11 protein-coding genes are annotated in these 13,215 nt (G+C 71.9%); 8 read left to right on the forward strand and 3 right to left on the reverse strand.

Translation table 11 applies throughout. From position 1 onward, the window contains the following. Nucleotides 1-88: 88 nt before the first annotated feature. The 7 genes from K4B79_RS10860 to K4B79_RS10890 all read left to right on the forward strand — a co-directional run bounded on the left by K4B79_RS10860 (nucleotide 89) and on the right by K4B79_RS10890 (nucleotide 8,204). Nucleotides 89-1,339, forward strand: a complete 1,251-nt coding sequence (locus tag K4B79_RS10860) for a sulfate adenylyltransferase subunit 1 (RefSeq protein ID WP_232026908.1) — start codon at nucleotides 89-91, stop codon at nucleotides 1,337-1,339. Continuing rightward, nucleotides 1,326-2,477 (forward strand): ABC transporter substrate-binding protein, encoded by a 1,152-nt coding sequence (locus K4B79_RS10865; protein WP_232026286.1) that lies wholly within the window; start codon nucleotides 1,326-1,328, stop codon nucleotides 2,475-2,477. Before K4B79_RS10860 ends, K4B79_RS10865 begins: the two co-directional genes overlap by 14 nt. Before the next feature lie 69 nt (nucleotides 2,478-2,546). Beyond that, complete coding sequence (locus K4B79_RS10870) at nucleotides 2,547-3,335, forward strand: ABC transporter ATP-binding protein (protein ID WP_232026287.1); 789 nt, start codon at nucleotides 2,547-2,549, stop codon at nucleotides 3,333-3,335. Continuing rightward, nucleotides 3,322-4,233: an ABC transporter permease gene (locus K4B79_RS10875; RefSeq protein WP_232026288.1), complete on the forward strand. Its 912-nt coding sequence runs from the start codon at nucleotides 3,322-3,324 to the stop codon at nucleotides 4,231-4,233. The genes K4B79_RS10870 and K4B79_RS10875 overlap by 14 nt, the downstream gene beginning before the upstream one ends. 113 nt (nucleotides 4,234-4,346) lie before the next feature. Beyond that, nucleotides 4,347-5,852 (forward strand): AAA family ATPase, encoded by a 1,506-nt coding sequence (locus K4B79_RS10880; RefSeq protein ID WP_232026289.1) that lies wholly within the window; start codon nucleotides 4,347-4,349, stop codon nucleotides 5,850-5,852. Between the two features lie 517 nt (nucleotides 5,853-6,369). Then, nucleotides 6,370-7,032: an RNA polymerase sigma factor gene (locus K4B79_RS10885; protein WP_232026290.1), complete on the forward strand. Its 663-nt coding sequence runs from the start codon at nucleotides 6,370-6,372 to the stop codon at nucleotides 7,030-7,032. Then, on the forward strand, nucleotides 7,032-8,204 hold the full coding sequence (locus K4B79_RS10890; protein ID WP_232026291.1) for a hypothetical protein: 1,173 nt from the start codon (nucleotides 7,032-7,034) through the stop codon (nucleotides 8,202-8,204). Before K4B79_RS10885 ends, K4B79_RS10890 begins: the two co-directional genes overlap by 1 nt. 168 nt (nucleotides 8,205-8,372) lie before the next feature. On the opposite strand, the gene K4B79_RS10895 is transcribed toward K4B79_RS10890, so the two are convergent. After that, a complete protein-coding gene (locus K4B79_RS10895) occupies nucleotides 8,373-9,200 on the reverse strand; it encodes a L,D-transpeptidase family protein (RefSeq protein ID WP_232026292.1) in 828 nt (275 codons plus the stop codon). Nucleotides 9,201-9,323: 123 nt separating this feature from the next. On the opposite strand from K4B79_RS10895, the gene K4B79_RS10900 reads away from it, so the two are divergent. Beyond that, entirely contained in the window at nucleotides 9,324-10,904 is a 1,581-nt protein-coding gene (locus K4B79_RS10900) for an acyl-CoA mutase large subunit family protein (protein ID WP_232026293.1), read from the forward strand. A 101-nt stretch (nucleotides 10,905-11,005) separates the two neighbouring features. Here K4B79_RS10900 and K4B79_RS10905 read toward each other — a convergent pair whose 3' ends face one another. Both K4B79_RS10905 and K4B79_RS10910 read right to left on the reverse strand, forming a co-directional pair. Beyond that, nucleotides 11,006-11,911 (reverse strand): class I SAM-dependent methyltransferase, encoded by a 906-nt coding sequence (locus K4B79_RS10905; protein ID WP_232026294.1) that lies wholly within the window; start codon nucleotides 11,909-11,911, stop codon nucleotides 11,006-11,008. Between the two features lie 87 nt (nucleotides 11,912-11,998). Beyond that, nucleotides 11,999-13,129 carry an acyltransferase family protein gene (locus K4B79_RS10910; protein ID WP_232026909.1) on the reverse strand — a complete coding sequence of 377 codons (1,131 nt, stop codon included), beginning with the start codon at nucleotides 13,127-13,129 and terminating at the stop codon, nucleotides 11,999-12,001. Between the last annotated feature and the right edge of the window lie 86 nt (nucleotides 13,130-13,215).

The raw sequence follows: 13,215 nt of genomic DNA on the forward strand, positions 1-13,215 counted from the left end.
CGCCGCCCTGATGGTGCGCGGCATCTTCCAGGAAGTCAGGTCCCGGCTGACCACCGGGCCCGGCGGTCAGAAAGGACACGTGAATCCCATGGCCACCGCCCAGCCCTCCGAGGCCGCGGCCGAGGCGGACCTGCTCCGCTGGGCCACGGCCGGCTCGGTGGACGACGGCAAGTCCACCCTCGTGGGCCGACTGCTGCACGACTCGAAGTCCGTCCTCGCCGACCAACTGGAGGCCGTCGCCCGCGCGTCCTCCGGCGAGGGCCCCGACCTGGCCCTGCTCACCGACGGGCTGCGCGCCGAGCGGGAGCAGGGCATCACCATCGACGTCGCCTACCGCTACTTCGCCACCCCCCGGCGCCGGTTCATCCTGGCCGACACCCCGGGGCACGTGCAGTACACCCGCAACATGGTCACCGGCGCCTCCACGGCCACGCTGACCGTGATCCTCGTCGACGCCCGCAAGGGCGTGGTCGAGCAGACCCGGCGGCACGCGGCCGTGGCGGCGCTGCTGCGGGTGCCGCACGTGGTCCTCGCCGTCAACAAGATGGACCTCGTCGACTACGAGCAGTCCGTGTTCGCGGACATCGCCGCGGAGTTCACCCGGCACGCCGCCGGACTCGGCATCGCCGAGGTCACCGCGATCCCGATCTCCGCGCTCGCCGGCGACAACGTCGTAGAGCGGTCCACCCGTATGGACTGGTACGCGGGACCGACCGTCCTCGCGCACCTGGAGAGCGTCCCCGTCGACGACGAGGCGAACGACGGACCCGCCCGGTTCCCGGTCCAGTACGTCATCCGCTCCGGCGACGTCCGCCTCTACGCCGGTCAGGTCGCCGCCGGTGCGCTGCGGGTCGGCGACCGGGTCACCGTGCTGCCGTCCGGGCGCACCACCACCGTCACCGGCATCGACGTGCTGGGCGCGCCGGCCGAGACGGTCCGCGCTCCGCAGTCCGGCGGGCTACGGCTCGCCGACGACCTGGACGTCTCCAGGGGCGACCTGATCGTCCCGGCGGCGGCACCTCCGGCGCTGTCCCGGGACGTCGAGGCCACCGTGTGCCATCTGCACGAGCGGCCGCTCAGGCCCGGGGACCACGTCCTGCTGAAGCACACCACGCGCACCGTGCGCGCGGTGGTCCGCCGGATCCCCGGGCCGGGACGGCTCGACCTGAACGAGATCGGCCGGATCGCCCTGCGCACCGCCGAACAGCTGGCGTTCGACCGGTACGAGGACAGCCGGCGCACCGGTTCCTTCGTACTGATCGACCCGGCCGACGGCTCCACGCTGACCGCGGGCATGGTCGGCGCCACCGTTCCGGGGCCTCCCGATGCGCCTGCCTGAGCACGCCCCGGCCCTCCACCGCTCCCGGCGTCCGCTGCACGCGGCCCTGGCGCTGCTCCTGCTGCTGTTCCTGGCGGCGGGCTGCGGCTACGGGTCCCGGGCGCCGGGGGCGGCGGCCGGGCCGGCCGTGGGCAGCGGACCGCCGCTGTCGGCGGACGAGGTCTCCATCGGCTATTTCGCCAACGTCACCCACGCCACGCCGCTGGCCGGTGTGCAGAAGGGCTACTTCACCCGCGAACTGGGCGGCACCCGGCTCCGTACCCAGGTCTTCAACGGCGGCCCGTCGGCGCTGGAGGCGCTCAACGCGGGTGCCGTGGACATCGCGTGGATGGGACCGTCGCCGGCCGTCAACGGCTTCCTGCGGTCCGGGGGCCGCGGCCTGAGGATCGTCTCGGGCGCCGCCTCGGGAGGTGTCGCGCTGGTCGTCGACGGCGACACGAAGGTGCGCGGCACCGACATCCGGGGGCTCAGGATCGCCACGCCGGAGGCGGGCAACACCCAGGACGTCGCGCTGCTGCACTGGATCCGCGCACAGGGCTGGGAGGTGGACCCGCGCACCGGGCGCGGTGACGTCACGGTGGTGCGGCAGTCGCCCAAGGAGATGCCGACCAGCTTTAGGCGGGGCACGATCGACGGGGCGTGGGTGCCGGAGCCGGTGGCCGCGCAACTCGTCGCCGCCGGCGGACGGGTACTCCTCGACGAGTCGGACCTGTGGGACGGCGGCGCGTTCGTCACCGCCCTGGTGGTGGTGTCACCGTCGTTCCTGGCCGACCATCCGGACGTCGTCGAGGCCGTGCTGCGCGGGTCGGTCCGCACCAACGCCTGGCTGAAGAGCCACCCCGCCGACGGCAAGGCGGCCGTCAACGGAGCCATCGAGACGCTGACCGGCCGACCCCTGGAGCGCGGTGTCCTCGACGCGGCCTGGCGGCATGTGCGCCTCACCGACGACCCGCTCGCCGCGACGCTCGCCGAGGAGGCCGACCGGGCCGACCGGCTCGGGCTGCTGCACCACGCGGGCGGCGCACGGGACGGCGGTACGCGGGCCGACCTGCGCGGGATCTTCGACCTGCGCCCCCTCAACCGGATCCTCGCCCAGCGGGACAGGCCTGCCGTGGACGACGCCGGTCTCGGCACCTGACCGACCCACCGACCCCGAATCCGACCGGACTTCCGGGCAACGAGCCCGTACAGCAAAGGATTTGATGACATGCCAGAAACGGTGCTGCGGACCGGCGCACCGGCCCGCCCGATCGCCCTGGCCGAGGTGGAGCAACCGGCCGTGCGGCTCAGCCATGTCTCCAAGTGGTTCGACACCGCGGGGCGGCGCCAGACGGTCCTGGACGACATCAGCCTGACCGTCGGCCGCGGGGAGTTCGTGTGCGTGCTCGGCGCCTCGGGCTGCGGAAAGTCCACCCTGCTCAACCTGGTGGCGGGCCTGGACCGGCCGTCCACGGGCGCCATCGAGGTCACCGGCGACCGCCGGCCCGCCCTGATGTTCCAGGACCACGCCCTGTTCCCCTGGCTCACCGCCGGGCGGAACGTCGAACTCGCCCTGCGGCTGCGCGGAGTGCCCCGGCGCGACCGTCCCGAGGAGGCCCGCCGGCTCCTGGACCTGGTCCGGCTCAAGGACGCCCACGGCAAGCGCGTCCACGAGCTGTCCGGCGGCATGCGCCAGCGCGTCGCCCTGGCCCGTGCCCTCGCCCAGGAGGCGGACGTGCTGCTGATGGACGAGCCGTTCGCCGCGCTCGACGCCATCACCCGGGACGTGCTCCACGAGGAGCTCGCCCGCATCTGGTCGGAGAACCGGCTCTCCGTCGTCTTCGTCACCCACAACGTCCGCGAGGCGGTCCGGCTCGGCCAGCGGGTCGTGCTGCTGTCCTCCCGCCCCGGCCGGATCGCCCGCGAGTGGACCGACTCCGGCCTGCCGGAGGCCGCGCTGACGGCCCGGGTCACCGACGCACTGCGGGAGGAGATCCGCCGCCATGGGCGCCGGTGAGACGGTCGCCACCCGCAAGGGCGTACGGGAGGTCCAGGAGACCGCGGACGTCGAGGCCGGCCTCGACGCGCTCGACAGCGCGCCCGTCGGCCCCGCCCGCACACCCCTGCGGCAGATCCTGCGCGAACGCGTGCTGCCGCCCGTGGCCGCCCTCGTCCTCGTCCTGCTCGCCTGGCAGATCGCCTACGAGGCCGAGCTCAAGCCGGACTACCTGCTGCCGTCGCCGGCCGACGTGGGGCGGGCGCTGTCGGACCAGTGGTACGAGGGCACGCTGTTCTCCACGGTGTGGACGAGCATGCAGCGCGGCGCCCTCGGGTTCGTCGCGGCCGTCGCCATGGGGACGGCACTGGGGCTGCTGCTCGGCGCGGTGCGGCCGCTGCGGGTGGGGATCGGGCCCGTGCTGTCGGGGCTCCAGTCGCTGCCCTCGGTGGCCTGGGTACCGGCGGCGGTCGTGTGGTTCGGGCTCACCGACGCCACCATCTACGCGGTGGTCCTGCTGGGCGCCGTACCGTCCATCGCGAACGGGCTGCTGGCGGGCGTCGACCAGGTGCCGCCGCTGTATCTGCGGGCCGGGCGGGTGCTGGGCGCCACCGGGCCGGCCCGGGTCCGGCACGTCCTGCTGCCCGCCGCGCTCCCCGGCTACCTGGCCGGCCTCAAACAGGGCTGGGCGTTCTCCTGGCGCTCCCTGATGGCGGCCGAGCTCATCGCCAGCTCCCCAGAACTGGGCCTCGGCCTCGGACAACTCCTGGAGAACGCGCGCTCCTACCAGGACATGGCACTGGTCCTCGCCACCATCGGGGAGATCCTGGTGGTCGGCATCGCCGTCGACCTGCTGCTGTTCGCGCCACTGGAGCGCCGGGTGCTGCGGTCGCGGGGGCTGGCGGGAACACGGTCGTGACGGGCCGCTGCCGACCGTCAGAATGATCGGCTCGAAGGAGAACTCCAGTACGACGAGATACGTCGAAGTAGACTTAGACGTATCTCGTCGCAGTCGATGTACTGGAGGGCCGTGTGGGAAAGAGTCTGCCGACCAAGCCGGACGACGTGGTCGACCGGGACCGGGAGTGGGATCTGCTCGCGGAGTTCCTCACCGATCCGGACCCGGCGATGCGGCTCGGCATCGTGTCCGGGCGGCGGCGGCACGGGAAGTCGTACCTCCTTCAGGCCCTGTCCGAGCAGGTCGGCGGCTTGTACGTCACAGCGGTCCGGGAGGAGGGCCGACTGCCCGCGATCCAGCGGTTCAGTGACGCCGTCGCCACGCACGCGGGCCTGAGGCCGGGCAGTCTGCGCCTGACCGACTGGCGAGACGTGCTGTCCAATGCCCTTGACGTGACGGCCCGCTCGGCGCATCCGCTCCTGGTGATCGACGAGTTGCCCTACCTGCTCCAGCACTCGCCCGAGATCCCGGGACTGCTTCAGCAGCTCTACGACGAACGCCAGCGTGGCGCTCGATCTGGTGCCGGGCCGGGGCCCCGACTGATCCTGTGCGGCTCCGCGATGAGCGTCATGCACGAACTGCTCTCGGGAACCAAGCCGCTGCGGGGCAGGGCCGTGGTCGATCTACGGTTGGGCGCCTTCGACTACCGGGACAGCCGGGACTTCTGGCAGATCGCGGACCCGTTGACGGCGCTGAAGGTGCACGCGGTCCTGGGCGGGGCCCCCGGCTATCGCCCGGTGGCGGGCCGACCGCATCCGGATGATGGCTTCGACACGTGGCTGACCCGGACACTGCTCGATCCGGGCCGGGCGGTGTACTCGCGTACCGAGACCGAGTACCTGCTGCGCGAGGACCCGAGGATCACACAGCACACGCTGTATTACGACATCCTCACCGCGATCGCGAACGGGGCCACCACGCCCAGCAAGATCGGTGCCGCTCTGGAGCGTCCGCGCAATGCTGTCGCTCACCCCCTCGGAGTCCTGGAATCCACTGGCTACATCCGGCGCGAGCAGGACATCCTCCGCTCCAAGCACCCCGTCATCACCCTCGCCGACCCGGTGATCCGCTTCAACCAGCTCATCACCCTCCCGCAGGCCGCCGCGGTGGAACAGGGCTTCGCCGAGCAGGTCTGGCAGCAGGCCGCCCCGACCTTCAACTCCAAGATCCTCGGACCGCATTTCGAGGACCTGGCCCGCGACTTCACCCGTCGCTACGCCCACACCCTGCTGCCCGCCGGCCTGCCCGGTCCGGTCGGCACCACGGAGGTCGCCGACCAGGCCGCCCGGACGAAGCACGAGGTCGACGTGATCGCCCTGGCCGCCGGTGAGCGCCCGCAGTCTCCCCGCGCGCGGATCGCGCTGCTGGGCGAGGCCAAGGCGACGGCCGCACGTCGTGGGACCGGTGACTTGGAGCGCCTGGAACGCATCCGTGCCTTGCTCGAAGACCAGGGCCATGACACCGGTGCCGCCACCCTGGCCCTGTATTCCCTGCACGGCTTCCACCCGGACCTGGTCGACCTGGCAAACCGTCGCGACGATCTCCTCCTGGTCGACCTGCCTACCCTTTACGGCAGTTGACACCAAGAGGACGAGGACCGGAGATCAGGTTGCGTACCTTGTCCGCGGCCTCCACGTCCCGAGCCTATGGGGGCCAGGACGGCCGGCTCCTGGAACGGCGCCGCTGGGCGTGAGTACGCGCCCGGTCGAGAAACTCGCCGAGTCCCCCGGCGTCATACATCGCCGCAGGCCAGAGCGGTAAACCGCGGAGACGGCCGGGGCCGCCACCCCCCACAGGAGAGGCCCCGGCCGTCGCGCGGCACGGGCCGCGCGGCGGCCCGTACTTCCTACAGCGTCGGGCGGGCGTTTTCTGTCACACCCCCGCGGTCGGGTCTCGCATCACAAGCTTGTTGCACCTTGTACGGACATGGACGAGCAGCGGTTTCAGGTCGTAACGTGCCTTTCGCGCCGGGCGCGGAAAGTCGAATGATCACCGCGACCATCAAGGGCCCGAAGCCACGACCGACGTCACCACCGACGTCACGACGACTCGACCATGTCGCGACCATCGACTCGACCATGTATGAGGACTTAGCGGGTGCTGGGGGACGACGCGGAGCTGACAGCCGCGGTGCTTGCGGCACAGGACGGGGACGAGACCGCGTTCCGGACTGTGTACCGCGCCGTGCACCCACGGCTGCTCGGCTACGTCCGGACACTGGTCGGCGACCCGGACGCCGAGGACGTCACGTCCGAGACCTGGCTCCAGATAGCGCGTGACCTGGAGAGGTTCAGCGGGGACGCGGACCGCTTCCGCGGCTGGGCCGCCCGGATAGCCCGCAACCGCGCGCTGGACCACGTCCGTATGCGCGGCCGCCGCCCCGCCATCGGCGGCGACGAGACGGAGCTGACCGGCAAGCCCGCCGAGTCGGACACCGCGGGCGAGGCGATGGAGTCCATGGCCACCGACAGCACCCTCTCCCTCATCGCCCGGCTGCCGCAGGACCAGGCCGAGGCCGTCGTCCTGCGGGTGGTCGTGGGCCTCGACGCGAAGACCGCCGCCGAGACCCTCGGTAAGCGCCCGGGCGCCGTACGGACGGCCGCGCACCGCGGTCTGAAGCGGCTCGCCGAGCTTCTCGACGGTGATCCGGACGCGGCCGGTGTGCTGGACGCCCTGCCTCCGCAGCGAGAACCGCGCGACGGCGCGGTGACGTCCGCAGGTGTGACGCATATGCGCACCCGGACGCAGAAGGACATGTGATGGCCGACGAGCGCTGTGTTTTCCCGGGGGACACCCCCCGGACCCCCGGCCGGTGGCTGAACCGCGAAACAGCCGAGCGTCTGCTGAGCGGAGAGTCGCTCGAAACCGTCGACGCGGCCGACCGCGACCGGGCCGAACGCCTGGCGAAGACCCTCGACTCGCTCTCCGTGGAGCCCTCCCCGGGCGACGGTGAACTCCCCGGCGAGGCCGCCGCGCTGGCCGCCTTCCGCAAGGTCCGCGCGGAGCGCGCCGACGACCGGGCCGCCGAGCACGCCCCCGGCAACCGCACCGTCGGCCGCAGCGTCTCCGGCCACCGCACCCGCGTCCCCTCCGCCAACGGCGGGCTCGTCCGCATCGGCGGCCCGGACACGGACCCGCCGCGCCCTCACCGGGGCCGTGCCTGGCGTCTCGGGCTGGCCGCCGCGCTGACCGTGGGCATGGTCGGCGGGGTCGCCGCCGCGGTCGGCATCGGGTTCCTGCCGGAGATCGGCGGCACCGGGTCGGACCCCGCCGCCACGGTCTCGGCGGCGGCGACCCCGGACCGCCCGCTCGTCTCCCCGTCGCTCTCCGGCCCCCCGGCCGAGCCCCGGCCCGACGGCGGCGAGAGCGACACCGGCCGCAAGCCCCCGCGGGACACGGCACGTGAGGGTTCCGCGTCCCCCGGGACCGGCACCGGCACCGAGGACCGGTCCAAGCGGCCCGGCGCCTGGCGCGGTGCCCCCTCGGCCTGCCGCGACGTACGGGACGGCAAGAACCTGGACGCCGACCGCAGACGCACCCTGGAGGGCGCGGCGGGCGGCCCCTCGCTCGTGAAGGAGTACTGCGCGGGCCTGCTGACCCGCCCGGGCTCCGCCGACGGGCGCGGCAACAGCTCCGACAACGACGTCAGGAACGGCGGCGTCCGCAGGGACGACCGGGACGGCGGCGAAGGCGGCGACAAGGGCAGGGACCGGGACCAGGGCAGGGACCGGGACAGAGGTGGCGACGGGAGCAGGAACCGGGACGACCGGTACCGGCACCAGGGCAAGGGCACCGGCTTCGGTGGCCACCCCCTCGGTCACCTCGGCAACGGCAGCGGCATCGGCAACGGCAGTGGCGCCACCGGCCCGGCCAAGAGCCCCGCTGACCTGCGATTTTCCAAGACTTCGAATTTTTTCGCCGACAGGGTGTGACGTTTCCGGCCCCCCGGGCGCAGTAATGAGTGAGCCGACTGGTCATCGGCCGTCGCACAGAGCCGGGGTTCCCCCCGTACCCACGGCTCGTGCACCTCGGCGCGGGCGGGACACGTTCCCCCGGTCCCGCCCGCGCCCCGAATCACCCACACCCCGGCACCCCGCGCCTCACCAGTGGACGACGACCTTGTCGCCGTTCCTCACCTGCGCGAAGAGATCCGCGATCGCCGACTCGTCCCGGACGTTGACACAGCCGTGCGAGGCCCCGGCGTACCCCCGGGCCGCGAAGTCGGACGAGTAGTGCACGGCCTGGCCACCGCTGAAGAACATGGCGTACGGCATCGGCGAGTCGTAGAGCGTCGACACATGGTGGCGGGACTTCCAGTAGACGCTGAACACCCCCTCGCGGGTGGGCGTGTACTGCGAGCCGAAGCGGACCGGCACGGTGGTCACGGTCCGCCCGTCGATCATCCAGCGCAGGGTACGGCTGGTCTTGCTGATGCACAGCACCCGGCCGGTCAGACAGCGCGGGTCCGGAGCGTCGGCCGGCTGCCCGCCCATCAGGTACAGGTCCCAGGTGCCGGGCTCCCGTGTCATGTTCAGCAGCCGCTGCCAGGTGACGGTGTCCGTCTTCCCCGTCCGCGGCAGCCCGCGCTTGCCCTGGAAGCCCTCGACGGCCCGCTCGGTGAGGTCGTCGTACGTCCCGGTCGGCCCGTCGAAGAGCCAGGCGACCTGGCGCAGCCGGGCCTGGAGCTCGCGGACGTCCCGGCCGGTGTCGCCACGGGACCACAGGACGGCGGGCGCGGCCCGGGTGGCGGGCGGCGTCCGGCTCGGCCCGCCCGGGGCCGGGGCGTCGTCCGCGGGCGGCGTACTGCGTTGCGGCACCTCGATGCGGACCGGCCCCTGCGGCTTCCCGTCCTGGTCGGTGGCCTGGACCGTGCAGCCGCAGACGGCGGCCGTCGTCAGCGCCAGCAGTGCCGTGCACGCTCTCCCCATGCCCGTACTACGCATCCAGGCCCCCCGTCGTCTCACCGGTACCTCCCCGGATGTCTCCCCACGGACGACCGGTCGCGAACGGTTCCGGGGCGTCTTGGCCGAGACCGCAATACCGTGGAGGGCATGACGCGTGAGTCGGAGTCCGGACTGCCCATCGAACCCGTCTACGGCCCGCGGGACCTGGAGGGCTGGGATCCCGCGGAGAAACTCGGCGAGCCGGGGGCGTACCCCTTCACCCGCGGTGTCTACCCGTCGATGTACACCGGCCGCCCCTGGACCATGCGCCAGTACGCCGGCTTCGGCACGGCCACGGAGTCCAACGCCCGCTACCGACAGCTGATCGCCAACGGCACGACGGGCCTGTCGGTCGCCTTCGACCTGCCCACCCAGATGGGCCATGACTCCGACGCGCCCCTCGCGCACGGCGAGGTCGGCAAGGTGGGCGTCGCCATCGACTCGGTCGACGACATGCGGGTGCTGTTCGGCGGGATCCCGCTGGACCAGGTGTCGACGTCGATGACGATCAACGCCCCGGCCGCGCTGCTGCTGCTCCTGTACCAACTGGTGGCGGAGGAGCAGGGCGTCGGCGCCGACCGGCTGACCGGCACGATCCAGAACGACGTGCTGAAGGAGTACATCGCACGGGGCACGTACATCTTCCCGCCCAAGCCCTCGCTCCGGCTCATCGCGGACATCTTCAAGTACTGCCAGGCCGAGATCCCGAAGTGGAACACCATCTCGATCTCCGGCTACCACATGGCCGAGGCCGGCGCCTCACCCGTGCAGGAGATCGCGTTCACGCTGGCGGACGGCATCGAGTACGTCCGTACGGCGGTCGCGGCCGGCATGGACGTGGACGACTTCGCCCCCCGGCTGTCGTTCTTCTTCGTCTCGCGTACGACGATCCTGGAGGAGGTCGCCAAGTTCCGCGCCGCCCGCCGGATCTGGGCACGGGTGATGCGGGAGGAGTTCGGCGCGAGGAACCCCAAGTCGCTGATGCTGCGCTTCCACACACAGACGGCGGGCGTGCAGCTGACGGCCCAGCAGCCCGAGGTGAACCTGGTGCGCGTCGCCGTCCAGGGGCTCGCGGCGGTGCTGGGCGGCACGCAGTCCCTGCACACCAACTCCTTCGACGAGGCGATCGCGCTCCCCACCGACAAGTCGGCGCGGCTCGCCCTCCGTACCCAGCAGGTGCTGGCCTACGAGACGGATGTGACCGCGACGGTCGACCCCTTCGCGGGCTCCTACGTCGTCGAGAAGATGACCGACGAGGTGGAGGCGGCCGCGGTCGAACTGATGCGGAGGGTCGAGGACCTGGGCGGGGCGGTCAACGCCATCGAGCACGGTTTCCAGAAGGGCGAGATCGAGCGCAACGCGTACCGGATCGCCCAGGAGACCGACGCGGGGGAGCGGGTCGTCATCGGCGTCAACCGCTTCCAGCTGGACGAGGAGGAGCCGTACGAGCCGCTCCGGGTCGACCCCGCGATCGAGGCGCAGCAGGTCGAGCGGCTCGTGAGGCTGCGGGCGGAGCGGGACCGGGCCGCGGTGGACGCGGCGCTGGGCGCCCTGCGGAAGGCGGCGGAGGGCGAGGACAACGTCCTGTACCCGATGAAGGAGGCGCTGCGCTCCCGGGCCACGGTGGGCGAGGTGTGCAACGCGCTGCGCGGGGTGTGGGGCACATACGTCCCCTCCGACGCCTTCTGACCGACCGGTACGGCAGCGCCCCTTAAGGGGCGCGGGGCTGTATCGATGTGCGGCTCCGCCGCGTGAGCGCGATCAGCCACGACGAACCCGCAGACGAACACTCAGCCGCGGCCCCCCAAACCCTTCCGCACCGCCCGCGTGACGACCGGCGGCAACAGATCCACAGCCACCCGCCGAACAACCGACCGCCGCCGCTTCGGCACCGGCGAGGAAACCGACGTAGAAACCGGCTCAGGCACAGTGGCAACGTAATGCCGCGACCGTGGAAACTCCGGCGCCCGCATCCCCTTCGCCCGCGCCCGCACCAGCCGATGCCCCGCCGCGTGCTGCACGCTCAGCCCGACGTCCGACCGGCTCCGGAGCATCTCCAGCAGCTCGTCCTGGACCGCCTCGGGATCCCCCCACGTGCCGTACAGCTTCTGCGTGCTGAGGCAGATCGGCCGCAGCCCGCGGTTCAGCACCGCCTCCCACGTGGCGACCGAGACGCCGGGGGTGTGCTCGGAGCGGAAGTCGTCCAGGACGACGATGCCGTCGGGGAGCAGGATCTCGCGGGCGGCGCCGATGTCGTCGTGGACGTGCTCGTACAGGTGCGAGGCGTCGATGTGGACGAAGCGGCAGGTCTTCGCGGCCACCTCGCCGGAGATCACGGAGGTCGGTGCCTCGATCACCCGCGGCAGCTCGTCGTGGAAGGAGAGGTAGTTGCGCTCGAAGGCCTGGCGGGTGAGGGAGGAGTAGGACTTCGCGGTCTCGGCGCGGTTGGCGCCGTCCGGTGCCTCGCCGCCGAACAGGTCGCAGACGGTGAAGTGTTCGCCGTCCTGCAGGTGCCGGCCGAGGAGGATCGCGCTCTTGCCGAGGTACACGCCGAGCTCCAGCAGATCACCGCGGAAGCCGGCCGTCTCCTGCCGGTCGAGCAGCCAGGTGAACAGCACCTGGTCGAGCGGGGGGAACCAGCCGGGCACGTCCGCGTACTCGCCGGGCAGCCTGTCAGTGGGGTGTGCAGTCGCCATGCATGGGTATCTGCTCGCTGCGCGCCGGAGAATCGGTCGGCCGATTGAACGTCCCGTGAACAGCAGGACGCGCCCCCGCACACCGGCTCATCGCATCTTCGCCAGTGCCGCCCGCAGCCGTGGTGTCAGCGGCTTCTCGACGTACCGGTTCAGCAGCCAGGCGAGCAGCAGCATCGACAGGACGGTGAGCGCGAAGGTCTCCGCGGAGGGCAGCCCCAGGCCGATGTGCAGGGCGCGGACGACGACCCAGCCGAGATGTTCGTGGACCAGGTAGAAGGGGTACGTCAGTGCCCCGGCCACCGTCAGCCAGCGCCAGTTGGCCCAGTTCAGCCAGCCCAGCGCGATCGCCGCGACCGCGAGGAAGCCGAGGGCGACGACGAGGACGATGCCGAACGAGGTGCGGTGGGCGAAGGCGTTGGGGTCGGCCGCGTTCCACAGTTCCTTGACCGCGTAGTGCTGCCCGATCAGGAAGCTGACGGCCACGATGCCCCAGCCGTAGACGTCCTTGCGGTCGCGGTGGACGAGGTAGAGGCCGACACCGCCGATGAAGAAGGGGGCGTACTCCGGCATGAAGACGATGTCGAGCAGCGGCTGCTGCGCGCCCTGGGTGATGGCCGCCGCCAGGGTCCAGCCCGCGCAGAACAGGATCACGCGGCGGCGGGTGGCGCCGGGCAGGACCACGCACAGCGCGAACAGGGCGTAGAAGCGGACCTCCGCCCACAGCGTCCAGCACACGCCGAGGACCCGGTCCACGCCCAGCGGGTACTGGAGCATCGTCAGGTTGACGAGGGTGTCGCTCGGCGAGAGCGCCTTGTAGGTGACCATCGGCAGCGCGAACACGGCCGTCACCAGCAGTACGGCCGCCCAGTAGGCGGGCAGCAGCCGGGAGGCGCGGGAGGCGAAGAACGACTTCAGCGGTCTGCCCCAGCCGCTCATGCAGATCACGAATCCGCTGATCACGAAGAAGATCTGGACGCCGAGACAGCCGTAGGCGAAATAGTTGTGCAGGGTGGGGAACTGCTTTTCCGCCGAACTGCCCCACGCGTGGGTGATCTCGCCGCCGCGGCCGCCGTAGTGGTAGGCGGCCACCATCAGCGCGGCGACCAGGCGCAGCCCGTCCAGGGCGCGCAGGCGGGGTTCCGGACGAGGGGTCGTCCCTTCCGGCCGGCGGGGCTCGGTCGCGTCCAGGGGCGCGTCGGGCACCGGTCGGACGGTCATGCTGGTCACGAAAATCCCCTCACCGGGCATTCCAACAGGTACTTGCCAGCACGCTAGTCCGAATCACAGGGATGTCCCGGGCGCCC

Source organism: Streptomyces lincolnensis (assembly GCF_021173675.1).
In the GTDB taxonomy this organism is placed as follows: Bacteria; Actinomycetota; Actinomycetes; order Streptomycetales; family Streptomycetaceae; genus Streptomyces; species Streptomyces lincolnensis_B.